Source organism: Lysinibacillus sp. NPDC093712 (assembly GCF_050280025.1).
Taxonomy (GTDB): Bacteria; Bacillota; Bacilli; order Bacillales_A; family Planococcaceae; genus Lysinibacillus.
In genome coordinates this window covers 766025-791184 of sequence record NZ_JBNNUU010000002.1, presented here as the reverse complement: position 1 = coordinate 791184, position 25160 = coordinate 766025, and the positions used below count along the sequence as shown (strand labels likewise).

Below are 25160 nucleotides of genomic sequence, written 5' to 3'. Positions count from 1 at the left end.
CATGAAATTATTACAAATTATCTTATATGAAAATCGTCGCGTACTAACGACAGCACAAATTGCAGAAAGTTATGGAACAAACAGTGACCATATTTCTAAGAACTTTTCAGAAAATAAAGATCGATATAAGGAATATAAACACTATATCAAATTAGAGGGTAAGGAATTATTAAATTTCCAAAAAGCGCAGCTACAATTACAAATTTCCAATATGGCTAGAGTGAGTGTTATACCTATGGACTGAAAAAGGAGCTTGGCTTCATGCTAAGTCTCTTAATACAGACGAAGCTTGGGACGCGTACGAAATTTTAGTAGACGAATACTACACAGTTAAAGAAAATGTAGTTCCATTATCTAAAAATCAAGCACTTGTGACCGTCCTTCGTACAACAGCTGATTTAGTGGAAAATACTCAAGCAATTAAACAAGAACAGTATGAAATAAGAAAGGAACTATCAATGATTAACGAAAAAGTGGATGAACAAATAACATTAACTTCTGGTGAACAACGCGCTGTACAAAAAGAAGTTGCCATAAAAGTTTATGCGATTGAAGTTAATACAACAATCCAGTCGAAATTATTTCGTGAATTGCATCGTGAAATTAAGAATCGTTTTGCTGTTGCTAGTTATAAAGATATTCGTAGGCAAGATTTGCAAAATGTACTTAATTACATTCGGTCTTGGGTTCCTCTAAAAATATCTTAGCTGTCGTTTGTGCGATGAACAAGGACATTAGAAAACGAAAAGTGTTGATTGTTATTCTGGAGGAGGGAAGGGGCATGCGCGAAACACACAACCGAGGATTTAAGGGCGTTTGGATACCGAAAGAAATTTGGCTAGCCAACGACTTGGGCTGGTCAGAAAAACTCCTTCTTGTAGAAATCGAGAGCTTAGACGGTGAACATGGGTGTTGGGCATCGAACGATTATTTAGCAACATTCTTTAGTCTTAGCAAAGGGCGAATATCAAAGTTAATTTCAAGTCTAAAAGATAAGGGCTATGTCACAGTAGACCTAATCTATAAACCTGGCACAAAAGTAATTGACCGACGTATTATCAAAACGACTAGAGGGTATGGTTGGAAACGACTAGGGGGTATGGTCGAAAGTGTTGATACCCTTATAGACGTAAACAGTCAGGAGAGTAATACAGTTTTTAATAATACATTGAATAATAAAAGAGACAATTGTAGTCAATTACCTAGTTTCCATTTTAATCCAAATTTTAATTTTATTAAACAACTATTCGAAAGCAATGTTCGTATCGCAACATTAGCGGATTGCAACAATATTCATGAAGCACTAAAGTTTTATGACCCATTACTAATTCAAGAAGCAATATACGATGGTACTCATAGTGCACGAAGCTTTAAGTACATTCTTTCAATTTTAGATAACTGGCGTAAAGAACTAGGTGTAAAAACATACGCAGATTGGCAGGTGAAGATAGATGCAAAAACCGGGCGACAGAATGGCAGCAGTAATGGAGGAGCTACAAGCACGAAGCCAACTGTATTCGGAAACTACTGTAGCGATTGAAGAACCCAACTACAACTGTCCAAAGTGTAAAGATACTGGCAGTTACTTAATCCGTAAAAAGAATGGTTACTATATTCGAGGTGTTGAAGTTGAGCAAGATTATTATGTCGTATGTGAATGCAACAGGATACTCAAGATTAATAAACTTATTAAATGTAGCGCAATTACAAAAGAGTTTCAGAAAATGAGCCTTAAAAACTTCTCAACAGATAATGTTCATCCCAAAGTTGTTGAAATGAAAAGTAAGGCAAAACAGTATTATGCAGCCTTTGAAGAAATTAGAGGTTTCAGACAGAACAGCATCATGCTGATTGGACAACCCGGTTGTGGCAAGACACATTTATTAACCGCCATATCTAACTATCTGATGCATACAAAGCAAGTATCTGTTCTGTACTTCCCATACAAAGATGGTATAAACAATATCGCAGCTAACAACTTTGACCGTAAAAACGAAATTATGGATCGGATGAAAGAAGTTGATGTTCTGTTCATTGACGATTTATTTAAGCCAATTGGTGGGAAAGTTAATGTCAAGTCGTGGCAAACGGAAGTCATCTTCGAAGTGGTCAACTCTCGCTATTTGAGCAACAAACCTTTATTAATATCTAGCGAATTGTCTCTTGATGACATGCTTTATATCGATGAGGCGTTAACTAGTCGACTGTTTGAAATGTCTCAAAATTTCATAGTTACTATTCAAAAAGACAAGAAAGCGAACTATCGATTACGCAAGGTATTTGAATAAAGATAGAGAGACGCACATCCCCCTATCGGAGAGAAATGGATGACGAAACGACAGAGATATGGATATGAAACATTTAGGAACTGAGTATTAACTGTAAGTTATTAATGGGATATAGGAGGTAGCAGCTTGAATCCAATATTTTTAGGTTTTGGAGTAAAACCTTACGCAGTCATCATATGGCGCAATGGGGATGAGAATAAGTCGAAAACAATTTGCTTTGACGAGCGTGAATTACAAGTAGCATTAGCAATGCATGTTAATCCCAATGGCTTCTATCATCGATATGAGCCAAAAATTTACTACTCTGCACAGAGGGAAAATATGAATGCACTTAGGAGGGAAAATCTATGTTAAAAGAGAGAGCATTAGTTCTTACACCAGATGTTTTAGATTCCATGATTACAGACTACCACTGGATGGTTAACGCCATCAAAGAAATGCGAGCTGAGATGGTGATAGGGGCAAAGACAGCACAATATGGTATTGAGGCTTCATTACCAAAGGCGGCAGGCGGGATAGGTGACCCAATTATGCAAGAGGCTATTAGACGTTCGAAAAATAATAAACGTGTTGCAGATTACGAGAAAAAGATATTGGCGGTTCAGAAACTTCTAGAAAAGGTTACAGGCGAAAGGGAGGTGCAAGTCTTAAACTGGATGTTAGATGGAAAATCGAAGCGTTGGATAGCAAAGAAAATGGAATTGAGTCACACACATATACAAAATATTAAAGAAAATATTTTAATCAAAATGTTAGCTTAAATAGAATCCCTGATATATTGAGAGATTCTCAGACTGTAGACAAACTTGAAGTTTTTTCCAATTTGTCTACAGTCCTTTTTTGTTTAAAATTAATATAGGTGATGACTACTGCCGTTGATTCCTGCTACGGACGGTCGCTATCCGCGAGCACATCATACCCTCGCTAACGCGCGGTCTGTTGCGTCTTACGTTCTGTGATGTTCCCGCAGGTTATGATTGCTAGCAGTCTACTATAGATAAATTAGTCTATTAAGGCAGAAATATTCCATACTTGCCAGAGTTGCCATACTTTAAACATTATGTGAGTTAGAAATAATAATGTAAACTAGGATACAGGCAGGTTGGTTAGGTAAGGTTTGAAAATAGGGAGAGACAACAAAAGTAATCACTTCCAAAGTTAATGCGAACAACTTAATTCAAAAGATAGATAAGAACATAATAAGATTTAATCAAAAGGTCGTAGGTAATCTACGACTTTTTATTATGCCTTATTTCGTCTTTTTCAAACTTGTAGACGTTAAAGAATAAGTTTTCAAATTATGCCATTAAACTATATTAGGGAAAGGAGGGTAGATCTATCAAAAGAAAGTTGATTGATTAGGATGAGGAGGTGCTATCTGCTAAAGAATGATTTCTCTATGTATTGAACGAAGACGTGCTTTTGAAGGAAGGTGTTTGCTTAATGGCATTTGAATTTAAGGAAGTAAAGCAATTAGCAGAAAACTTAAAGGAACTCACTATTACAACTGGGAAGATACACAAAAAAGTGGCTGAGAGAGTTGCCAAAATAGCCATTAAGAAAGTGAAAATGCTCACACCTGTAGATAATAAAGCGTTTCGTGATAATTGGAAATACCATATTGTTAAAGAGGGTAATAATTTTATAATTATTATTTATAATCAGTTAGAAAATCCGCTTTTTGTTGAGAAAAGGCATAATGTAATTACAGGACGAACAGTAGGTTTTGTAAATGGACAATTTATACTTAAACTCACGGAACAAGAAATGGAACATCTTATACCTCAAATGTGGGAACACGAAATCGAGAAGGAATGGAGGCGTAAAATTGGTGGTTAATGTAACAGATAGTATTAAAACGCTAGCAATTATGCAATTACGATCTTTGTATCCTGATAACAATCAATATCAAATCTACAATAAACCAGTGAAGCAAGGCATAATATTACCTGCTTTTTTAGTCCGAATCATTAACGTGCATCAAGAGCGAGGTATGAAGAATCAAGCTATTCGCACCTATTCATTTAGCATCGTCTATTTCCCATCTACAGATAATATAGACGATGAATGCTTAAATGTACTGGAAGTTATTCAAAACAATTTTAAATACCTTGCGGATAGGTTCCATGTACATGAAATAGGAGGTGAGATAGTTGACGAAACATTAGTGATTAATTTTCAAGTGAAAGCGAGACTATACGACATTCAAGAAGAAACGAGAATGAAAACATTGGAGGGCGTTGAATTTGACACAAATGACAGACAAACAGAAAACAGTGAAGCAGCCAGGGAATAAAAAATTCTCTAAGGCTGCTTTTTTAGATAGCACTCAATCTTCAAAAGAGCGTTTGGAGTATGAAGTTGTGCTACAAGAAGGAACAACTTATTCAAAAATGGAAGCTGACAAGCTAGTAGCAGAGTGGAAGAAGAAAGGAGTGAATGCATAATGGGTGGTATTTGGGAAACGCAAAATAAAGTACGTCCGGATGCTTATATTAATTTTGAAACAAACAATTTAAATACAATGGGGCTTGAATCAAATGGTGCTCTAGTTGTGCCTGTGACATTAAATTGGGGTGAAGTTGGTAAGTTTACTAAACTCTCTTCAACTACACAGTTTAGAAATTTATTCGGTAAATCGCTAGGTGATATTTTACCTCTTCGAGAAGCTTTTAAGGCTACTGGTAAGGTGTATTTATATAACCTTAATGGTGTAGGCGAGAAAGCCAAAGCAACAGTTGAGGGATTAACCGCTTCTGCGAAGTTCGGTGGGACGGATGGAAATAAGATTCACATTCTGACAACGACAGGATTAGATGGAACTACAACAGTGAAAACCTATTTTGATGCTCTTCAAGTTGACTTGCAGAAGGTGACTGCTTTCGAAGATTTAAAATCAAATGATTATGTAGTGTTTGATGGGGCATTACCAACAGGAGATGCTACTTTGACTTTAGCTGGTGGAACAACAGTAGCTGCTACAAACGACTCTATTTCCGAGTTCGCATCTGCATTGGATACTTTGAATTTTAAGGTAGTGGCATATGGGACTGATGACAATACAATAAAAGCGCTACTTGCTTTAAAGGCAAAAGAACTGCGAGAACAAGCAGGTAAACGCGTTACATTCGTTACGAATAATTATAATGCTGCAGACCATGAAAGCACAGTATCAATTAAAAACGGAGTCACACTTGATGGCGGGGAAATCTTAAGTGCAAATGAGGCGGTGTACTGGTTCGGTGCAGCATTTGCAGCTGCCACGGTAGGTTCATTAACATATGCAAAATATCCTGGTGCAATAGAAGCGGAAGCGATGACAAATGATGCAATCATTAAAGCATTACAAGACGGCCATATTGTCTATTCTTTCAGTAATGATGAAGTAGTAGTAGAGCAGGATATTAATACATTCCATTCATTTACACCGACTAAGAACCAAGATTTCCGTAAAGGAAAAATAGACCGAGGAATGACTATTCTCGAAAATAACACACGCAACATTTTCCGAAAATACTTCATTGGTAAAGTGAACAATAATGAAGATGGAAGAGATTTGTTTAAGAAACAATTAATGAAAACAGTGCTTGATCCATATGTACGGTTAGGTGTTATTAATCCATATCTTCCCGAAGATATTACTGTTGAGCAAGGTGATGAAAAAGATGAAGTATTGGCTGTGATAGGTATCAAGTTTATCGATGCAATGGAAAAATTATATATGCGCGTTGAGTGTAAATAAAAGGGGGAAAAACTAAATGGCAGCAAACGTAATGCAAACAAAAGACGCTATGTCCTCTCGTGAGGGCTTGGTATTTATTAATATTGAAGGTCAAACATATGAATTTGCAGAAATTCTTAAATTCAAAGCGGAAGTAGAATACAACAAAGTAGAAGTAAAACGTCTAAATGCTCGTATGGAAGGTTCTAAAATTGTAGGAGCAAAAGGTGTTGGAGAAATGACGATGTATTACCATCGCCCAGAGGTTCGAGCGATGGCCATGAACTATCTACGTTCAGGTAAATCACCAATGTTTGATGCAACAATTGTTAATGCGGATATTACTAGTGCAGCTGGAAAACAAACCGTCGATGTCCGAAATATCGTGCCAGATAAAACGCTATTAGCAATGCTTGATGCAGATAGTGCAGACACATTAAAAGACGAATTTTCATTCACATTTGACGATTTTGAAATCTTAAACCAATTTAGCGTTATCCAATAAGGAGGAAACTGTAAATGAGTAACTTTAAAGCATTCATGAAAGAAAATGTAATGGCGGTAGAACCTATTGAGTTATCCCTACAACGTTTTGCTGAGCCTATTAAATTACGACCTGTTCCATCTGAAGAAGCAGATGTAATTAATGATAGATGTTTTAAAAATGTAGCTGGCAAAAGAGGACGCCAAGAACGAGTATTTGATCCAGTAGCATACAACCGTAGATTAAACGTAGCAGCTATCGTATACCCGGACCTTAATAATACAGAATTACAGCAATCTTATGGCGTAAAAGGTGCAGAGGCTTTATATGGAAGAATGTTTCTGGCAGGTGAAACATCGCTTATTTCTGAAAAAGTATCCGAAATTAGCGGAAGTGATATTACTCTCGAAGATGAAGTGGAAGAAGTAAAAAACTAATACAAGGCAGTGACGATGAGCGTGACGGACTAGCATTTTATGCACATGTTGCGCTTCATCGATTCAATATACTGCCTAACTCGTTTTTAAATATGGATCGCAAAGAGCGCGCATTCATTATCGCAAGTTTGGATATAGAGCTTGAAAAAGAGGCAGAGGCTTCGAAAAAGTAATAATATAATAATTTTATAAAAAAGGCATGCCTTGTTGGGTATGTCTTTTTTAGCCCTAAAATGAGGTGAGTGTTATGTCAGTCCGTACAACCATGACCTTGACCGATAGAATGACGGGTACTCTTCATAAGATGATGAAAGCTATGAATAGTACAATCCGAACGATGGAGCAAATGCATATATCATCCAACAGAGCAGGGGATATGCGTAGCCTGCAACGAGCAACGCGCGATATTCAAAGTGCTAGGGTAGCTTTTGATAGATTAAGTGCTAGTGCAAGACTTGCATTTCAAAATGTTGGTGATGTAGGTGATATTTTTAGTGGGACTTCTGGAGGGATATCAGCCGCCACAAGTGGAGTGGGTAAGTTTTTTAGTAAATTTGTAGGTTTTGCTTCTAATATTTTATCGGTAAAGAATTTAACTGAGGGTTTTAAAAAGTTAGCAAGCGCTTCTGATTCTTATAGTAATACTAATACGCGAATCGCTAATATTAATGACGGTTCGCAAACACAAGCAGAGTTGCAGGATAAGATTTATAGAGCTTCTCAGCGAAGTTTAAGCACTTATAATGATATGGCTACTAGTGTTGCTAAATTAAACGCTAGTGACACTTTTGGTAGCAATGATGAAGCTATCCGTTTCAGTGAGCTGATGAATAAATCTTTCGCTGCTTCAGGAGCTAGTAGTCAAGAAAAGGCTGACAGTATGAAAGAAATAACGCAAGCAATGGCTTCTGGAGGATTGCAAGGTGATGAGTTTACATCTTTCGCAGAAAAGGCTCCATTGCTTGCAGATGCAATTGCAGATTCGTTAGGAAAAAGTACAAGTGAACTAAAGCAAATGTCATCAGATGGAGAAATCACAGCGGATATTATTAAAAATGCGTTATTTAATGCTGCTGAAGATATTGAAGATAAATTTAGTAAAACGCCGAAAACATTTTCAGACGCTATGACCGTATTTAAAAACTATGCGCAAAACGCATTTGAACCTATATTTAAACGATTCAGCGAATTTGTTAATTCGGATGCATTTGGGGTTTTAGCAGGTCATGCAATGATGTTTATTAATCTATTTGTAGCTGGATTATCACTTGTTTTTGATGCTCTTGAGGTGATGTACAACACAATCGGTGCGGTAGGAACATTTATGTATGATAACGCTAATTGGGTCGTGCCCATACTCGTAATAATGGGGTTTGTTCTGGGGTCAATTGTAGCAATTTTGCTTACCAAATATGCTGTTTTAGGATTAATTAGGACAGCAACCCTTGCGTGGGCTGCAGCACTATGGATAGTAGATGCTGCTTATTTAGCAAGCCCTATTACGTGGGTCATAATTGGAATTATTGCAGGAATTGCTTTTGTTGTAACAGCAATGCTGATGTGGGCTGAACAAACTGCAGCTGTATTTGGCGCAATTGTTGGAGGCGTTTATTGGCTAGGTGCTGCTTTCTATAACGTTTTTATAGGTGTAATGAACTTTGTTATTACCGTTGTTGAATGGTTCGTTAATACATGGAATAAGGCTATATTCATTGTACAACTAGCATGGATTGCCTTAAATCTTATGGTTAGAACTGTATTAGATGCCATAGGAAATAATATAATTAGTGTAGCTGAATGGATTGCAAATACCTTCAACGCTTTAGTGTACGGTGTACAGATGGCATTTTATACGATGGGTACTATGGTGCTGAAAACGGTTGGTGGAATAGCGGATGGTATTTTTAATGTCATTAATAATGCATTAGGTGGAATATCTAATCTTATTAACGGTGCAATCGGTGGGGTAAATAAATTTATAGGTTTACTTAATGGTGTGCTGGATACCGATCTTTCCACGATAGGTACAGTAGATTTAAAATTAAGTAGTGGTGCAACTAACTTTGGGGATACTCTTCAAAATCTTATTAAAGCACCTACAAAGGCCGACAAGATTACTCTAGAAAGAAAGAACACCGCTGGTGAATATATGAATAGTGTGACTATGCCGACTGCACCAACTAATAGACAATTTGAACGTTTAGACTACAAAGACTTAGGTGCTGCTTACGATAAAGGTAATGAAATAGGAAAATCTCTTTCACTTGCAGGTAGTGAAAAATTAGGTGTTATGGCCGATAAGTTAAAAGGGCTAGCGGGGTCAATGAATAAAGATGATGATAATTCTAATTCATTTCCATCCAGTTTGACAGATGATGTTGTAAAATCAGCACCTTCAGAATCAGGTCTTGGTAAAATAAATGCACCTTCAGAATCAGGTCTTGGAAAAAATGCTGATGATAATCAAAAACTTAACGGTGGAAATATAGATAAAGTTGGGAAGATTGATGACAAAATCGATCTTGCAGACGAATATCTCGAATTATTTAAAGATATTGCGGAAGGTAAAGCGATTAACAACATTGTTTCGCTAACACCAAATTTACAGGTCCATAATAATTTTGAAGATACAACCGGTAGTGCAATGGAAAAAATGCTTAATAAATTCGGTGATTTATCCAATGCGAGTGGCAATGTTGCTAAAATAAATGACTATGTATCACAAGCCTTGAATGTTCCAGTTAGGGATGACGTTGAAGTATCAAATGAAGTAAGAGAAAAAGTTTCAGCGTCATCTATAGCAAATAACAGTAAAGCTGTTGTGCAACATATTCAAAGTGAACCGAAGTTTTATTTTACTGGTGATATTCGTGAAAAAGTGGATGTTCATGAAGTCGTAAAGTTTATTACACAAGGTTTGAAAGATGAGCAGAATCGTTCGGTAGAGGGGGTATATGGATGATAGGAATCTATCTTAGTGCTAACAATGATAAAGAAGGATTTCGTATTCCCGTTAATCCGCCAGAATTATCATTTAAACAGGATGCTGACGGAGAAGAGTTTTCAGTCGCTAAGATAGGTACTGTAAAAGTGCCTAAACCTATGAAATTACCTGAGTTCTCGTTCTCCTCGTTTTTTCCGTCGCAGGATACACATTACGCGGAAACGCAATTTGTAGAGCCTAAAAAGTATATTGACCAAATAAAAAAGTGGATGGCCGAAGAAACGGTTATCCGCTTTGTTTATGTAGGCGGTTCATTTTCTGTTAATGACCAATTTACTATTGAGAGTTTTGAAGCAAAAGATCAATTTGGTACGTCCGACGTGGATTATACCATCTCATTTAAAAAGTATGTGCCATTTGGATTCAAAAAGATGGAACTTGTTAAAAAGAGTACTACACCAGCTGTCTCTGCCAAGAAAAAGTCAGTGAAGCAAGTTGTGAAAAAGGAAACTCCAAGAGAAAACACTAAGCAAATACCACAGACATATAGTTTAGTAAAGGGAGATTCACTTTGGAAGATAGCACAAAAGTATACCGGAAACGGAGCAAATTATAAAGCATTGCAATCCTTGAACGGAATTAAAGATAGTGAATTAAGGAAGTTGCCAATTGGGTTGAAAGTAAAAATTCCACCTGAATGGACGGCTAAGAAATGAGGTGGTAGGTATAGAAGTATTAGTTGATAATCGAGATGGGAATATTTACGAAGTGCCTGTCACTTCACTTAGCTGGAAGACTGAAAAAACAGGGAAAGCATCGGAGCTTAATGTTAATTTGTTAAATCCTAATCCACTTGAAAATAAAATTGTATCTGGTGCAATAGTAAGAGTAATTGATGGAAAACATAAAGTTTTTTATGGCTATTCATTTAAGGCAGGTTTTGGTAAGGATAGCGAATTTAATATTATTGCTTACGATCAACTCAAGTATTTAATGTATGAAGATACTTTTGTTATTCCATCGATGTTAGCAGAAAAAGCCATTGAGCGTATTTGCAGTATAGCAAATCTTCAATTAAGTTCTGTAGCGAAAACAGGCTTTACAACTCCTGGAATGGTTGAAGAAGATAAGAAAGCATTAGATGTCATTATGAAATGCATTGATTCGGCTATTGTGGCTACAAATCAAAGCTTTGTTTTTATGGATGAGTTTGGCTCGCTAGGATTGCATAATATTAATGATCTAGTTATACCCCCTACAGACTTTTATATAGGGGAAGAAAGTCTTTTGTACGACTATAATTATTCGGTATCCATTGAGGATTCTTACAATCGAGTAAAACTGGTGTTAGATGATAAAGAGACATCAAAACGTAGAGTATTTATTGCGCAGGATAGTAGTAATATCGCTAAATGGGGACAGTTGCAGTATTACAAAAAGGTAGACGAAAATATGACGCCTTCCCAGATTGAAAGTCTGCTGAATGTATTGCTTACGGTCCATAATACAGAAAAAAAGGAACTGTCATTAAAATGTTTGGGTGATTGGCGAGTGCGCGCAGGAAAGATGGTATTTATCTATATAGAGAAATTAAAAATTAAGCAGTTATTTTTGGTGGAAGCATGTACACATGATTGGTCAGCTAAAGTTCATACAATGAGCTTAGAATTGAAGGTGATTTCATGAGTTTATTAGAGTTAATCAAAACGACAGCAATGGCAGCCTTTAACGCGTCCAATCCAGTAAATATTATTTTAGGTAAGGTCATTGAAGCAAAGCCGTTAAAAATTGAAATACACTCGAAGCTTATTTTAACGGATGAGTTTTTACTAGTTGCAAAGCATCTTACTCGACACGAAAGAATAGCGAGTATTCAGTACGAACATCCGAAAAGCTACACCAAAAATCAAATTGGCGATGACATTAAACAGACAAGTTCGACACGACAAAATCAAGGTGAATCGACCGCGGTGCCTTATGAAAAATATGAAATGAAATACTTAAAGCTCATCATAGAAGATGGTTTAAAAGAAGGCGATAAAGTAGTATTGCATAGAGTACAAGGTGGTCAAAAGTATTTTGTATCAGATAGATATAAGGAGGGTCATGACATATGGCACTACCAACAGAAGCAATAACAATTACCCCTGACATTGAAGTAATGGATGCTGTTGAATTACCTACTCGTACGTATCATTTAGATTTCAAACGAGGTTGCTGCAGTGGATTGATAGATGGTCAAAAAGCAATGGAGCAAGCGATATTTAAAGCATTGAATACGATTCGCTTTGAACATTTAGTTTATACAAATAATTACGGTTTTCAAAATATGATGGGATTTGATGAATTGTATGTACGTGGTGATTTAGGTAGGCGCATACAAGATGCCTTGCTGCAAGATGAACGTATTACATTATTAGAAAATTTTAGTCTCGAATTTACATCAAAAGATGATGTGTTAATAACATTTATCGCTCGAACAATTTATGGCGATGTAAGTCTGTTAAAGGAGGCGATTAGGATTGCTTGAGTACTTAGAGTCGCAATCATTTGATAGTATTTTAGCAGAACTGCTCGATCGTGTGCCGGGTGACGTCGATAAACGTGAAGGTAGTGTAATATACGATGCACTTGCACCTACAGCATTAAAGTTAGCTGAAACATATTGGGATATGTCCGTGTTATATCGTCGTACTTTTGCTGCTACAGCAGACGGAGATGATCTTGAAAAACGAGTGAACGAGCATGGAGTCGAACGTAAGAAGGCTGGAAGGGCTATTCGCTGCGCATTATTTACAGATGGTGATGGTCAACCTCTTGATGTGTCTACAAATAGCCAATATCGGTTAGAGGCAGTTATCTATAATGTAATAGAAAGATTAGAGGCAGGGGTATATAAAGTAGAAGCACAAACAGCAGGTGCCGTAGGAAATAAGGATTATGGCGAGATGCTTCCGCTAGAAGCAAACAATAAGCTAGGTAAAGCTGTATTAGCTGATGTACTTGTACCAGGTGAAGATGTTGAAACAGATGAGTCATTATATGTAAGGTTTGTAGACCATATCCGCGAAAAAGCATTTGGTGGTAATCGCGCAGACTATAAGAAAAAAATGAAGGCAATTCAAGGGGTTGGTGGTGTACGGTTACGTCGTACTCCGTTTGGTGGAGGAACAATAAAAGCAATTATTATTGATTCTGATTTCAATGCACCGACACCTGAGTTTGTATCCTATGTTCAAGAGATTATCGATCCACTAGAATTTAAAGGCGATGGATATGGTTCAGCGCCGATTGGTCATAAAGTAACGGTGGAAGGTGTAGGGAAAAACACTATTGAAGTTGAAAGTGAACTCATTTTGAATGGTGCAACGATTGGTCAAATTGAAGCACAAGTGAGTGAAACGTTAGAAACGTATTTTGCTGAATTACGTGCCAATTGGTTTAAAGATTTAGATATCAATGTTCGTATTACTCATATCGAATCTCGGCTATTAGAGATTGAAGGAATTGAGGACGTTGCTTCAACGATGTTGAATGGCTTAAGTAATAATATTAACTTAGTTGAAGAAATTCCAGTACTTTCTAAAGTAACACTGAAGGAAGTGAGTATATGACCAATGCTTTTTTAGAGGAGTTACCATTCTATTATCAAAATATAAAAGAGTTTCGTGAGTTGTCCAATACAGTTACGCTTAACTGGGATAAACTCGACGAAGCTCTTTTTGCTGTAGATAACGATCAATTTATTTTAACCTCAAGCGAGGCTGCTATTGCCATAAGAGAAAGGGATTTTGGCATACGTGCAGATCCGAAGAATGAAACGTTGAAATTTCGAAAACTACGATTACTGGCACGCATGCAGGAAAGCGCGCCCTATGTTTTAGAGTATTTAACAAAGGCATTGTCCGGATTAATCGGAGAAAATAACCATCAGATTTTATTAGATGTTAATCAATTTGAAATGGAAGTAGCAATAGAAGTTGAACAAACGGCTTATTATAACGAAGTATTACGGTTGGTAGAGCGAATCGTACCGTTAAATATTAATTTAATGACAACTATTTTGGCTTTAAAGGAATGCCTTATTATTGTAGGTGGCACTTATGCATGGCAAATCAAACATAAAATATGTGGCCGTTTTAAAACAGCCAAAACACATGGTGCTTTAGGAAAAGAAGTGTTAACAGTTTCCAATGAGATTTACAGTTTCATTACAAATAATCGTATTTGTGGTCAATTTAGAGCAGGAGGTGTGAGGAATTGAACGAAATACAACCATTAATGATAGATTTAACTCAACAATTTTTAAGTAATCTTACAGTAAGCGCAAAGGTTACTATTGATGGGGTTGTTTATAACAAAGAAATCTATCACACTAGCATGAAGGTTGGGCTAAGAAAGTATGTCAAGTTATCGACGGAACAAGGCTTGGTAACACGTGCTGCTTTAGTCGATAGTTACGGACGTGAATTGTATGTGAAAACAATGAACTATCAGAAAGGCTCACAGGGGTATGTTATCGCATTTCCTCTGCAACTTGAAGCGAAGGAAGTGAAAGTAAATGAGTAACTATATGAATGGTGAAATACCGCTGAATTTTAAGAAAAACCCTTACGAACGTACTGAATGGTACGATGATGTAACAGATCCAGTGACAGGAGAGGTTATCGAGGATGGTACGCCTTATATGTCTGAGTATGCAAACAATTTCGAATGGGGAATTTATAACGCCTATCGTTTTTTGATTGAGATGTATCGACAAATAGAACGTATGCGTATTCAAATGGAACTAGATGGCCGGGTACCAGGAAATAGCGGTACGTTTGCCGATATGCTAGATGGCAGTACAAATAAAATTAAGTTAGATACAGCTATGACTGATATTGTCGAAGCTGTTGTAATAGGTACAACTTCTTTAAAAGTGGCTAGTGTTGATGGGTTTACACCATTTACGCAAGTCACTATTTTTGATGATATAGCAAGTGAGGACGTTGTAATTACTGCAGTAGGTGCAGAGACAATTACGGTTTCAGCACTTACCAATGCATACAAAAAAGGGGCTAAAGTGGCTCGTAGTAATGTGCAAATTGATATGGTTAACGCTGAGATGGGTGTTGGGGATTGGCAGACATTTAACGTTGAATTAGTGGAGGTGGTTTGAGGATGGTTCAATATTATTACGACAGGTTTACGACGATAGGTACACCTGTGATGACATGGCAAATAAGTTGGGGCAAACCGACCGCTAATTTTGGCGGTGGGGAAGCTACCGGAAACACTGATTACAATATAGATAGTTCTGGGAAAATCACGCTGACAGGTTCCGTTCAAACTATAGGTGAAAGTGTAAAGAAAAATGGTACTGTTTACGCGTTTTCTGGTTCTGGTACATGGCTATGTAGATACATCGCAAGCGGTGAGTGGAGCGTTATGGATGAATACTTGGGAGTCGCTAAACAAGTAGAGACAGGTACAAACTACTCAAAAGGTGCTCTGATACAAAGTAGGATTCCAGCGGAGGAAGGGACCTACCCGGCAAACGGACGCCATACGGACGGCTATTGGTACGTGAAAGGAGTAAAGGTAAATACAGCACCAACAACGCCAGGCGCATTTACACAACCATTAGGAACGTTAGAAACCGGAGATCAGAAAGTATTCACAATAGGTTCTTCATCCGACGCAGAAGGTAATTTATCAAAATACATTTGGGAAGTATCTATAAATAGTGCTGCTTATTCAAAAGTCGGGGAAACAGCAACTCCAAGCTTTACTTATACAGTTCCAACTGCATCAAGCTTGAAAATGCGTGTAAAAGCTGTTGATACAGAAGGGTTAGAAAGTACGTATTGTGAAAGTAGTCCGTATACTGTTACGCAACCTAAATATTATTGGAACAAGTACAATGCTCAATCTATCTATACTAAAACATATTCAGTAGAATCGTGGCTGCAGCCTAACTATTATGATTACAATATACATTTATCAGTAGTCGATTTTTATACATCATTCTCTTTTGATAATAACGGCATTCCAATCGGTAGTGGCTCTAAAATAACAGTTAAGATTGGAGATGCAGATACAACATCTGAAACCTATCCTCCCAAATATCTACGATCAGGGAGTACCTATTACCTTATTCTGAAATATACAAATGAACAAAAATTTATTTCAAAGTTTATACCGAGTTCCGTTCAATACTATGGAGTTTCAGGAACAGAACAATGGAGCGATAAAATTACTGAGAAACAGGAGTTTTCTCATTTCCAACAAAGCTCATTAGTGCAAAATAATTTAGTTGGTGAACTCAATTCGTATCAAAATAATACAAGAAACGGTGATGGATATTGGTATGTCAGAGGATCACGAGTTAGCCAATCTATTGCACCGCCAGCACTAATTACAGCTCCAATACAGGGTAAGATATTCAAACCTTACGAGGTTGCTAGTATCATTTTCGGGGCATCAACTGCGCCTAACCTATCACTTTATGAAGTAGATTATCGATATAATAGCATAGGCACATGGACACCGTTAGCTTATAACAACACGCTCACTCGTAGTTTTACAACTACGACAGATAAGGCACTTAAAACCTTAGAATTACGTGTGCGAGCAAAAAATACAAGTAATGTATATTCTGATTATGTATACTCTGAACCATTTGAAATAGAACATAACGTTGCGCCAACAATAACCTTAACTGGTCCTGGGGATAAAGCAACACTATATGAAAATGACATATTAAATATTGCTGGTACAGCTTTTGATACTGATGCAGACCAATCAGTTACCGTTTATTATCAAATTAACAATGAGCCTAGAAAGGTATTAGCAACAAACCTAAGCCAAACACAAATCTCATTATCTAAACAGATAACCTTTAAAGGTGGCAAAATTTACGATGGAGAAACAGCACTTACAGGAGTACTTGCTGACGGTGTAGCACATATGCTAAAAGTATGGGCTGAGGATAGCGAGAAAGCGTCATCTGCTATTGTTGAACGTACTTTCTACGTTGTACCTAACCGAGCGCCTTTGTTATCTGTAGATGCTGTTGTACCTTCTGGTGTAGTTGATGCGGACAAGTTTAAAATCAGTGGTACAGCCTCCGACCAGGACGCAAATTCTACGCTTAAAGTAACTAGCCGCATTAATGCTGGAAATGCTGTTGAAATCTACAGTGGCTCGGGTGGAGCTTGGGAATTTGATTTAGCACTTTCGCAGCTTGTAGTTGGTCAAAATACGATTGTGATTGAGGTAATTGATAACTACGGAGCAAAGACTAGCAAGACTGTAACACTTAATAAAAAAGAATTGAAAACACCAATTTTGCAATCCGTCGCTCGGTATAAAATTGAGCCACCTAAGGGATCTGCAAAGGGTGTTTTATTATTTATACAGCGCGATGAGGCATTGGATATAAAAGTTGAGCTATCCATGACTGTAAGTGATGAGCAAGAACAGTATGAAACTTTAACGCCCGTAAACACAGCACCAGTTCACCAAGGTTTAGTGGAGGATACTTTTGAATATGAGGGGTTAGAAGCGAAGCAAAATATCATTCTTAAAATCACGTCATCACGTACAGATTTATCATTTAATCACAAAATACATCTAATTTCAGGGGCGGTGGACTAATGGCATTTCAATATAAAATACGAAACTCAGACGGTACATTAGGCGATAGGAAGAAATTCGGACTCGAAGAAACGCCAGAAGAAAAAACGGATCGATTAGAAGCTACTAATGCTCAATTAGCGTATGAATCAGTTATGAAGGATTTAAGAATAGAAGAATTAAATAGTAATCAAGCAGATTTAACATATCAACTGATGATGAAAGGGGTTTTGTGAAATGGATTGGTTAAAAATGATTAATGGCTTTTACCCTAAATACTGGACGAAGGAAATGGTTGGGGATGCTGTTGTGGCTGGGAAGATAACAGCAGAACACTATAAAGAGATTACAGGCGATAAATATTCACCAACGAAAACGCAAGCATAAGCTTAGCGTTATTTTTTATGCTGTGAGAGTAAACGAGATAACAGTACTTGTTCTGTTTCTCGATACATCTCATAGCTTTTTATTTTACTTGAATAACAAAGGAATGTGATGGAATGGGTGTAGCTGCAGTAAATGAAATTGCTACAAGCCAAGCAGTTTGGGCAATAGCTTGTTTAATTATAGCGTTTGGAGCATTTCGCTATTTAATAAGCAAAAATGATAATTTGATGGACCGAGCGGAAGAACGGGAAAATAAATTAATGGATCACTTGGAACGGTCTAATGAATCGCAGGAAAGAACAGCAATCGCCCTTGAAGGCATGAATAGATCGTTGAATATATTGGAAGGTCGTGTCGATCGTATTGAAAAACATTCGCTGCAAAATAAAAACGATGAAAAGGATGATGAATAATGGATTTAACAAACATTTTTATGATTGCAATCGTAATGGTGGCTATCGTACTAGCTGTAGCAGAAGTACTGAAGAAGACATTTAAAATTAATACACAATACATGCCAATCACATCGGTAGTGATTGGTATTTTTATTGGCTTAGTTTGTTGGCCGTTATCTGAGTATCCACCATATGCCATGCTAATGTCTGGCTTTGTTGCTGGTCTAACAGCCTCGGGAACATTTGATTTATTAAAGGCGGCTAAAAAAGAAGGACAGCAATAATGCCTTACACTTTAAAACAAAATTTATTACCATCAATTAAATATCCAATAAAAGCACCTTACATCATGACACCACAGTATATTACAGTACACAACACGGCCAATGATGCATCTGCAGCCAATGAAATTAAATACATGATAACTAACAATAATCAGGTATCCTATCACGTTGCCATTGATGATGTAGAAGCAATTCAAGCAATCCCGTTCAATCGTAACGGTTGGCATTGTGGAGATGGTCAAGGTAACGGTAACCGTAAATCAATTGGTATTGAAATATGTTATAGCAAAAGTGGAGGACCACGTTATGCTGCTGCTGAGGAAAATGCAGTGCACTATATAGCCTCGTTACTAAAACAATATGGATGGGGCATAGAACGTGTAAAAAAACATCAAGATTGGAACGGAAAATACTGTCCGCATCGAATTTTAAGTGAAAATCGTTGGATTAGCTTTTTAAAACGAATTGAAGAATCTTTGAAGCCAACTACAATTATTCAACAAACGGAGGAATCAAAAGTGACTAACACATTAACGTCAACAGCTAAAGAGGATTTGAAAGGGTTGCTAAAAGAAACGTATCAAAAAGGAATTTTAAAGGTGGACCATAGCGAACGAATTGGTTCAATGACGGATGGCGAGGCTTTGGGTTTATTAATTTCAGTTGTAAAACGTACTTTGTAAACTATAAAACCAGGTTTTCACAAAATATGTGAGCCTGGTCTTTTTTTATTTCTAAATTAAGAACTAATGTTCTGTATTGAAACAAGTAAATGTAAGGTTCAGCTAGATTAAGTTTGAACAACTGAAAAGCGCTTCAAATCCTTTAGTTTCAAAGGTTTGGAGCGTTTTTCCTTTTTTGAGAATAAGCTTGAAAACGATAGAAAATGAAATACAAAAAAAGTACTACTAAGTCGTTTCATGACTGTTATTGAACTAAGCTTCAAAAAATTTAAGTGTAACTATTCACATACAATTAGCCGACCAAATTACTGGTTACCTTTAGTTCATTAATTTTTATTAATCAATCAATTCTTTTTTAATCATTTTAAAAATGTTCGTAGAAAGGGCTGTTTGCTATGAAAGTTCATTTCTATCAAAACCTAACTACGTATATGAATAACCAAAAGACTAGTATATAAGCGACCTGTACAAAACATGCAGTCACTTGTATCGGTGGTCAATAATCATGTTTCAAAATAATATTTAATTAACACGGTGTAAATAACTTCACAATATATATATATGTAATGTATAATGTGAATATCCTAGGTATGCATGAAGTATTTTTGTAAAAGCTATTTTTTAAAAGTTTGAGATGAATATATAATTTTGAAAAGGATGATTATAATGGGACGTTTAACAGGTAAAGTAGCAATTATCACTGGTGCAGCACTAGGGATGGGAGCGTCGGAAGCTAAGCTATTCGCAAGTGAAGGAGCAAATGTAGTCGCAACGGATATTAGAGATGATTTATTAAAAGAGGTAATTCGTGAAATTAAAGAAAACGGCGGAGATGCAATTGGATTAAAGCATAATGTTACATCTGAGGAAGAGTGGAAAAATGTTATTCAGGAAGCATTAAACCATTACGGTAAGGTAGATGTACTAGTTAATAATGCTGGAGTTGCCAGTCCAAAAACGATGACTCAAATGGAAATGGATGAATGGAACAAAGTAATGGATATTAATTTAAACGGCTGTGTTCTTGGGATGAAATATGTAATTCCAGAGATGCAAAAAGCCGGTGGTGGTTCTTTAATTAATATTTCATCTATTGGTGGGATAGTGGGTATGGCTGGATCAAGTCCATACACAGCTGCAAAAGGGGCATTACGCTCTTTATCTAAATCAGCTGCTGTAGAATATGGAAAAGATAAAATAAGAGTAAATTCCGTTCACCCTGGTATTATTGAGACACCTATGACTGCTGATTCCTTTAAGGATGCTTTACCATTCTATCAAACGTTCACTCAGCTTCCTTATTTCGGAAACCCAGAAGATGTTGCTTACGGAGTACTATTCCTTGCATCTGATGAATCACGTTTCATGACCGGAGCGGAATTAGTTATTGATGGAGGTTGGACAGCCATTTAAAGCTGGTGGCACATGTGCTATAAAGAAAAACAATAACTACTTTTTAAACTACAAATCAAGTAAAAAGTCGATCATTTAGTTGAGCGGCTTTTTATTTTACTCATTTTCAGCGAGCGATTCTTCTCTGTTTTTCAGAGGATTATGTTTGTAAGGCCCTTTAATAGACAAATTCATTAATTGAAAAGCCATTTCATGTTCTGAATAAGGCAGGTTATTTTTAATCCACCATATAATAACTTCCAAAAAGGCAGATTCCACATATTTGATTATTAAATCTCTTTTAGCTGTAAGATTTTGCTCACTAGGTTCGATTTGGTTAATCCCTTCAGAAACAAACTCATGTATAATTTCTAAAAGTCCCGAAGCTAAATAAGGAATGCGGTTAGTAACAAGGAAGGCTTTATAAAAAGAGAAATTTTCTGCAATATGTTGAAATAATTGAACAAAACTTGGATGAGGGTATTCTTCTAAATAATCAAAGTTATCTAAAAGTGATATTTTGACACTTACTTTCTCACGCAAATCACTTAAAATTTCATCGATACATTGTACCATAAGCTCATTCTTATCTTTATAGTGAAGATAAAAGGTAACACGTTTTACTGTTGCTCGGTCAGAAATATCTTGGACCTTAATTTCCTCAAAGGCTTGTTCTTCCATTAGTTCAATTAATGCCTGCTTTAATAACCTTCTAGTTCTAATTACACGTGGATCGATTTTTTGTCTTGTCATGAATTTCTATCCCTTTACTATTAGATTATGTTTTGAAATTTTTTTAATATTTGTGAAATCCCGCAGCACAACGATGCTCTTCAATTACATTATCAGGACTTCTTAATGTTTATTAAGAAAAATTGTTCAGTAGCTACTTTACATAATATACCTCATCAACCTCTGCTAGTCGATGGACTTGTATTATTCCCAAAAATAATACTTCGTTACTACAATTATGCATAGGAATGATAAAAAAGACAATTACTTATCTATGTCAAAATGAAGTCAGTATAGGAATTAAAATATAATGATAATAATTGGAAGATAAACTAAACGGTGGTTATTATCTTATCTAGACATAAATATGACTAGGTACTATGATAAATAGAAAATGAGGGGGCTCACAATGGGGAAAAAACAAAATTCACCAGATTTTAAATTAGAAATTGTTAAACAATATCGCCTCGGCACCGCTGTAAGTAAATTATCAAGCGAATATGGTATATCAGAAGTTACGATTTATAAATGGATTAAACTATATGCACCTGTTGATGGGATGGTGGACATGACAAAGGCAGAGGTATTAAGCGTGCAAAAAGAAAACGAGCGCTTAAAGCAAGAGGTTGATATTTTAAAAAAGGCTATAACCATATTCGCATCCAAATAGCTGAAACAGATATAATTCACTATATTGAACGAGAAAGTGAAAAATATGCTGTTAAAGTACTTTGTGAGATACTAGGCTTGCCGAAAAGCACTTATTACAGCGCATTGCAAAAAAATGCAAAAGTCATACCTACAAAGTCAGCATCAGAGGTATTATTAGAGGAAATTGAGCAGATTTTTATTGAAGATGGACAACTTTACAATGGTGCACAGCTATATGACAGATTAAAAAAGCGAGGCTTTCAGGGGAGTTTGCGGAAAGTACAGCGGGTGTTAAAAAAAGCTAACGAAGCACAAGTAGTAGAAGTGCAGGAGCCAATAGTAAATATGGGATTTGAAACAACAAGAGCGAACGAAAAGTGGGTAATCAATGTGAGTTATGTACCAACGTGGCATCAAGGGATGGTTTATATGTCATCTATTATAGATGTACATACAAAGAAGTTAATTGGCTTTAGCTTTGATCCATCAATGAGCGAAAGCTTAGTTGTGGAGGCACTACAGAAAGCGTATGCCCAATTTGCAATACCAGTCTTATTGTATACAAGCATGCAACCAGCGTTTATTGAGCACTGCAAAGAAGCAAGTAAAGAAAACGAATTGTTACTACCACCAATTGTTTATAAAGATTATTTGTATGATGAGGAATGTTTACAAGCAATTGTGCCGTTTTTAACGGGTACGGAAAATCGACTGCGGCGAGGTCATGCTTCTATCCGCTATTTAAAATGAACATAATGAGAAGATGAAAGCTTCCTTACTTGGTATATATGATGCCATGTAAGGAAGCTTATTTTGTTAGGCTTTATATGATGTTATAAAAATTAATTTAAAAATGTCCAAATGATTGATGTTTTCTGAAAAGTTAATTATATTAAATCTACAAATCTATTAGGAAGGAGAATTCTAAATGAAAGTGATGTTATTTGCACGACCAGGAAAAAATAAAATTCCCTGAAGTAGACAAATAATGTGTAGTGAAAGATAGCGATGGAGTTGTTCGGTTTGTAACCTTTTTGGGATGGACTTACATTTCTTAGGTGATGTACTTACTGATAAAAAGGGGACAATCTACGGTGTTAAAAATACTATACTGATTTTCCTTGAATGTGCAGTAAAATAAATTTACTAGATAGAAGGATAAAAGATGCCACTTAAATGGAAACGAGAAAATATTATATTTGATAGTTTATACGAAGCAGAAGTATGGGCCGATTCAATAGGAAATGAAATTTATGCAAGACTGTATGATGGTTATGACACACCAGATTATAAAATTGCTTATTCCTTAGCTTTTAGACTTGCTCAGATGAATGAATTCAGAGTTTTTGCAGAAATGACAATAGATAATGATAGAAGATATAAAGTTTGGGTAAAATAGACTGAGTAGAGGTCATGCTTCTATCCGCTATTTAAAATGAACAAAATGAGAAGATGAAAGCTTCCTTACTTGGTATATATGATGCCATTTAAGGAAGCTTATTTTGTTAGGCTTTATATGATGTTATAAAAGTTAATTTAAAAATGTCCAAATGATTGACGTTTTCTGAAAAATTAATTATATTTATGGTGTATTAGGATTTTGTATGCCTAAACATCAAATTCTATTGAGAGAGGAGACATTCTAAATGAAAGCACTTGTATTTGCAGGACCAGGTAAAAAGGAACTGCGTGAAGTTGAAAAACCACGTGTAGTGAAAGACGGCGATGCAGTTGTTCGTCTTGTAAAAACAACAATTTGTGGTACGGATTTACACATTTTGGGCGGAGATGTACCTGCCGTTAAAGAGGGGACAATTTTAGGTCATGAAGGTATCGGAATCGTAGAAGAGGTAGGCGCAGGCGTATCAAACTTCAAAGTTGGCGATAGAGTCATTATTTCTTGCGTGACTTCATGTGGTAAATGTCATTATTGTAAAAAATCATTATATGCACACTGTGAAGATGGTGGCTGGATTTTAGGTCACTTAATCAATGGTACTCAAGCGGAATATGTTCATATACCACATGCAGATAATTCTCTTTATCACATTCCTAAAGGGATTTCAGATGATGCAGCTGTCATGATTTCTGATATTTTACCAACTGGTTTGGAAATAGGCGTATTAAATGGACAAGTATCTCCTGGTGATGTAGTAGCTATCGTCGGTGCGGGTCCAATCGGGATGTCTGCATTATTAACTTCGCAATTTTATTCTCCTTCCAAAATCATTATGATTGATTTAGATGACAACCGTTTAGAAGAATCCAAGAAATTCGGTGCGACTGATACAATTAATTCACGCGATGCGCAAGCTGCCATTGATAAAATTTTTGATATGACGGATGGCCGTGGCGTGGACGTTGCAATCGAAGCTGTAGGCTATCCAGCAACATTCGATATTTGCCAACGTATTTTATCACCTGGAGGCCGTTTAGCTAATATTGGTGTGCATGGCAAAGCTGTCGATCTACAATTACAAGATTTATGGATTCGTAATGTTACAATTTCTACAGGCTTAGTATCTACAAGCACAACACCAATGCTACTAAAAACTTTGGAAACAGGAAAGATTAAGCCAGAGGGATTAGCAACACATCGTTTCAAATTTGATAATATGATTGAAGCTTATGAAACATTTGCGAATGCCGCGAAAGAAAATGCATTAAAAATTATTATAGATTTTGAATAATGAAGAATTAACATAGTAAGTCTTTCGAGTATAGTGGGTTCAAACTCCATAAATTTGTAGTAAAAGTATTGGAAAAGGTGCCCGCAAGGTGGCTAAATAAATATAGATTTTTCTTAATTAGCTAAGTACCATATAAATATAAAAAATATAAATAGCTATAACCACTGCCTTCTTTGCCGTCGGATAGTAGTCGACCAGGAAACATGGACACAGTTGTTACGCCACCTTACTTTACGTACAGGGTCAGTTGTGTTACGAATAAAAAGGACTTGCATAGTTGCGAATAACTCAAACATGCAAGTCCCATTCTTATTAAATAAACGCACCTGATAACTTAATAAGAGTGAATGTTTAGAAGTAATCATGGATACCAAGTGATAGCGGGGCAAAAGTATTTTCTTTAGAAATATGCGAACAGATTGCCCAAAAAGTCGGCTCAGTGGACTATTTAT

At 36.3% G+C, this 25160-nt stretch carries 33 protein-coding genes; 32 read left to right on the top strand and 1 reads right to left on the bottom strand.

The annotated features are described in order from the left end of the window. Position 1 precedes the first annotated feature (1 nt). The 28 genes from ACQKNX_RS11425 (at position 2) to ACQKNX_RS11290 (ending at position 20656) form a co-directional block, all read left to right on the top strand. Positions 2–244, top strand: a complete 243-nt coding sequence (locus ACQKNX_RS11425) for an ORF6N domain-containing protein (RefSeq protein ID WP_427428973.1) — start codon at positions 2–4, stop codon at positions 242–244. Beyond that, a complete protein-coding gene (locus ACQKNX_RS11420; RefSeq protein WP_427428972.1) occupies positions 225–707 on the top strand; it encodes an ORF6C domain-containing protein in 483 nt (160 codons plus the stop codon). The genes ACQKNX_RS11425 and ACQKNX_RS11420 overlap by 20 nt, the downstream gene beginning before the upstream one ends. Before the next feature lie 74 nt (positions 708–781). Then, positions 782–1540 carry a helix-turn-helix domain-containing protein gene (locus tag ACQKNX_RS11415; protein ID WP_427428971.1) on the top strand — a complete coding sequence of 253 codons (759 nt, stop codon included), beginning with the start codon at positions 782–784 and terminating at the stop codon, positions 1538–1540. Further along, positions 1473–2288, top strand: coding sequence for a DnaA ATPase domain-containing protein (locus tag ACQKNX_RS11410; protein WP_427428970.1), 816 nt, complete (start codon positions 1473–1475; stop codon positions 2286–2288). Before ACQKNX_RS11415 ends, ACQKNX_RS11410 begins: the two co-directional genes overlap by 68 nt. 126 nt (positions 2289–2414) lie before the next feature. Further along, entirely contained in the window at positions 2415–2642 is a 228-nt protein-coding gene (locus tag ACQKNX_RS11405) for a hypothetical protein (RefSeq protein WP_172772306.1), read from the top strand. Next, entirely contained in the window at positions 2636–3049 is a 414-nt protein-coding gene (locus ACQKNX_RS11400) for a LuxR C-terminal-related transcriptional regulator (protein WP_427428969.1), read from the top strand. The genes ACQKNX_RS11405 and ACQKNX_RS11400 overlap by 7 nt, the downstream gene beginning before the upstream one ends. Positions 3050–3731: 682 nt before the next feature. Beyond that, a complete protein-coding gene (locus ACQKNX_RS11395; protein WP_427428968.1) occupies positions 3732–4127 on the top strand; it encodes an HK97 gp10 family phage protein in 396 nt (131 codons plus the stop codon). Further along, positions 4120–4584 carry a phage tail terminator family protein gene (locus tag ACQKNX_RS11390; protein ID WP_427429191.1) on the top strand — a complete coding sequence of 155 codons (465 nt, stop codon included), beginning with the start codon at positions 4120–4122 and terminating at the stop codon, positions 4582–4584. The genes ACQKNX_RS11395 and ACQKNX_RS11390 overlap by 8 nt, the downstream gene beginning before the upstream one ends. Further along, positions 4535–4735: a hypothetical protein gene (locus ACQKNX_RS11385; protein ID WP_402763854.1), complete on the top strand. Its 201-nt coding sequence runs from the start codon at positions 4535–4537 to the stop codon at positions 4733–4735. Before ACQKNX_RS11390 ends, ACQKNX_RS11385 begins: the two co-directional genes overlap by 50 nt. Then, positions 4735–6030, top strand: a complete 1296-nt coding sequence (locus ACQKNX_RS11380) for a phage tail sheath C-terminal domain-containing protein (RefSeq protein WP_427428967.1) — start codon at positions 4735–4737, stop codon at positions 6028–6030. Before ACQKNX_RS11385 ends, ACQKNX_RS11380 begins: the two co-directional genes overlap by 1 nt. A gap of 16 nt (positions 6031–6046) precedes the next feature. Further along, the gene (locus tag ACQKNX_RS11375) at positions 6047–6514 is read left to right on the top strand and encodes a phage tail tube protein (RefSeq protein WP_108029912.1); all 468 of its coding nucleotides are present in this window, start codon (positions 6047–6049) and stop codon (positions 6512–6514) included. A 14-nt stretch (positions 6515–6528) separates the two neighbouring features. Continuing rightward, positions 6529–6930 (top strand): phage tail assembly chaperone, encoded by a 402-nt coding sequence (locus ACQKNX_RS11370; RefSeq protein WP_172772302.1) that lies wholly within the window; start codon positions 6529–6531, stop codon positions 6928–6930. 247 nt (positions 6931–7177) lie between these two features. After that, complete coding sequence (locus ACQKNX_RS11365) at positions 7178–9892, top strand: tape measure protein (RefSeq protein WP_427428966.1); 2715 nt, start codon at positions 7178–7180, stop codon at positions 9890–9892. Next, a complete protein-coding gene (locus tag ACQKNX_RS11360) occupies positions 9889–10590 on the top strand; it encodes a LysM peptidoglycan-binding domain-containing protein (RefSeq protein ID WP_427428965.1) in 702 nt (233 codons plus the stop codon). Before ACQKNX_RS11365 ends, ACQKNX_RS11360 begins: the two co-directional genes overlap by 4 nt. A gap of 1 nt (position 10591) precedes the next feature. Then, positions 10592–11560, top strand: a complete 969-nt coding sequence (locus ACQKNX_RS11355) for an XkdQ/YqbQ family protein (RefSeq protein ID WP_427428964.1) — start codon at positions 10592–10594, stop codon at positions 11558–11560. Beyond that, on the top strand, positions 11557–12012 hold the full coding sequence (locus tag ACQKNX_RS11350) for a DUF2577 domain-containing protein (protein WP_427428963.1): 456 nt from the start codon (positions 11557–11559) through the stop codon (positions 12010–12012). The genes ACQKNX_RS11355 and ACQKNX_RS11350 overlap by 4 nt, the downstream gene beginning before the upstream one ends. Continuing rightward, positions 11988–12404: a DUF2634 domain-containing protein gene (locus ACQKNX_RS11345; RefSeq protein WP_427428962.1), complete on the top strand. Its 417-nt coding sequence runs from the start codon at positions 11988–11990 to the stop codon at positions 12402–12404. Before ACQKNX_RS11350 ends, ACQKNX_RS11345 begins: the two co-directional genes overlap by 25 nt. Then, the gene (locus ACQKNX_RS11340; protein WP_427428961.1) at positions 12397–13488 is read left to right on the top strand and encodes a baseplate J/gp47 family protein; all 1092 of its coding nucleotides are present in this window, start codon (positions 12397–12399) and stop codon (positions 13486–13488) included. Before ACQKNX_RS11345 ends, ACQKNX_RS11340 begins: the two co-directional genes overlap by 8 nt. Next, positions 13485–14138 (top strand): putative phage tail protein, encoded by a 654-nt coding sequence (locus tag ACQKNX_RS11335; RefSeq protein ID WP_427428960.1) that lies wholly within the window; start codon positions 13485–13487, stop codon positions 14136–14138. The genes ACQKNX_RS11340 and ACQKNX_RS11335 overlap by 4 nt, the downstream gene beginning before the upstream one ends. Beyond that, positions 14135–14443 (top strand): hypothetical protein, encoded by a 309-nt coding sequence (locus tag ACQKNX_RS11330; protein WP_427428959.1) that lies wholly within the window; start codon positions 14135–14137, stop codon positions 14441–14443. The genes ACQKNX_RS11335 and ACQKNX_RS11330 overlap by 4 nt, the downstream gene beginning before the upstream one ends. Further along, on the top strand, positions 14436–15035 hold the full coding sequence (locus tag ACQKNX_RS11325; protein WP_427428958.1) for a hypothetical protein: 600 nt from the start codon (positions 14436–14438) through the stop codon (positions 15033–15035). Before ACQKNX_RS11330 ends, ACQKNX_RS11325 begins: the two co-directional genes overlap by 8 nt. Positions 15036–15037: 2 nt before the next feature. Then, the gene (locus ACQKNX_RS11320; protein ID WP_427428957.1) at positions 15038–17515 is read left to right on the top strand and encodes a hypothetical protein; all 2478 of its coding nucleotides are present in this window, start codon (positions 15038–15040) and stop codon (positions 17513–17515) included. Next, positions 17515–17730, top strand: a complete 216-nt coding sequence (locus tag ACQKNX_RS11315; protein ID WP_427428956.1) for a hypothetical protein — start codon at positions 17515–17517, stop codon at positions 17728–17730. The genes ACQKNX_RS11320 and ACQKNX_RS11315 overlap by 1 nt, the downstream gene beginning before the upstream one ends. A gap of 1 nt (position 17731) precedes the next feature. Next, on the top strand, positions 17732–17881 hold the full coding sequence (locus ACQKNX_RS11310) for an XkdX family protein (protein WP_427428955.1): 150 nt from the start codon (positions 17732–17734) through the stop codon (positions 17879–17881). Positions 17882–17994: 113 nt separating this feature from the next. Further along, complete coding sequence (locus ACQKNX_RS11305; RefSeq protein ID WP_427428954.1) at positions 17995–18294, top strand: BhlA/UviB family holin-like peptide; 300 nt, start codon at positions 17995–17997, stop codon at positions 18292–18294. Next, complete coding sequence (locus ACQKNX_RS11300) at positions 18294–18560, top strand: holin (RefSeq protein ID WP_402763893.1); 267 nt, start codon at positions 18294–18296, stop codon at positions 18558–18560. Before ACQKNX_RS11305 ends, ACQKNX_RS11300 begins: the two co-directional genes overlap by 1 nt. Next, a complete protein-coding gene (locus ACQKNX_RS11295; RefSeq protein ID WP_427428953.1) occupies positions 18560–19243 on the top strand; it encodes a peptidoglycan recognition protein family protein in 684 nt (227 codons plus the stop codon). The genes ACQKNX_RS11300 and ACQKNX_RS11295 overlap by 1 nt, the downstream gene beginning before the upstream one ends. A gap of 666 nt (positions 19244–19909) precedes the next feature. Beyond that, positions 19910–20656, top strand: a complete 747-nt coding sequence (locus tag ACQKNX_RS11290; protein ID WP_427428952.1) for an SDR family NAD(P)-dependent oxidoreductase — start codon at positions 19910–19912, stop codon at positions 20654–20656. A gap of 96 nt (positions 20657–20752) precedes the next feature. Here ACQKNX_RS11290 and ACQKNX_RS11285 read toward each other — a convergent pair whose 3' ends face one another. Then, positions 20753–21388 carry a TetR/AcrR family transcriptional regulator C-terminal domain-containing protein gene (locus ACQKNX_RS11285; RefSeq protein ID WP_427428951.1) on the bottom strand — a complete coding sequence of 212 codons (636 nt, stop codon included), beginning with the start codon at positions 21386–21388 and terminating at the stop codon, positions 20753–20755. A 388-nt stretch (positions 21389–21776) separates the two neighbouring features. Between ACQKNX_RS11285 and ACQKNX_RS11280 the strand changes: the two genes are divergently transcribed. From ACQKNX_RS11280 to ACQKNX_RS11265, 4 genes are all read left to right on the top strand, one after another. Beyond that, a complete protein-coding gene (locus ACQKNX_RS11280; protein ID WP_427428950.1) occupies positions 21777–22037 on the top strand; it encodes a transposase in 261 nt (86 codons plus the stop codon). Positions 22038–22114: 77 nt separating this feature from the next. Then, entirely contained in the window at positions 22115–22768 is a 654-nt protein-coding gene (locus ACQKNX_RS11275) for a hypothetical protein (RefSeq protein ID WP_427428949.1), read from the top strand. 415 nt (positions 22769–23183) lie between these two features. Next, on the top strand, positions 23184–23417 hold the full coding sequence (locus tag ACQKNX_RS11270) for a hypothetical protein (RefSeq protein WP_427428948.1): 234 nt from the start codon (positions 23184–23186) through the stop codon (positions 23415–23417). 247 nt (positions 23418–23664) lie between these two features. Next, on the top strand, positions 23665–24708 hold the full coding sequence (locus ACQKNX_RS11265; RefSeq protein ID WP_427428947.1) for a zinc-dependent alcohol dehydrogenase family protein: 1044 nt from the start codon (positions 23665–23667) through the stop codon (positions 24706–24708). The last annotated feature ends 452 nt before the right edge of the window (positions 24709–25160 follow it).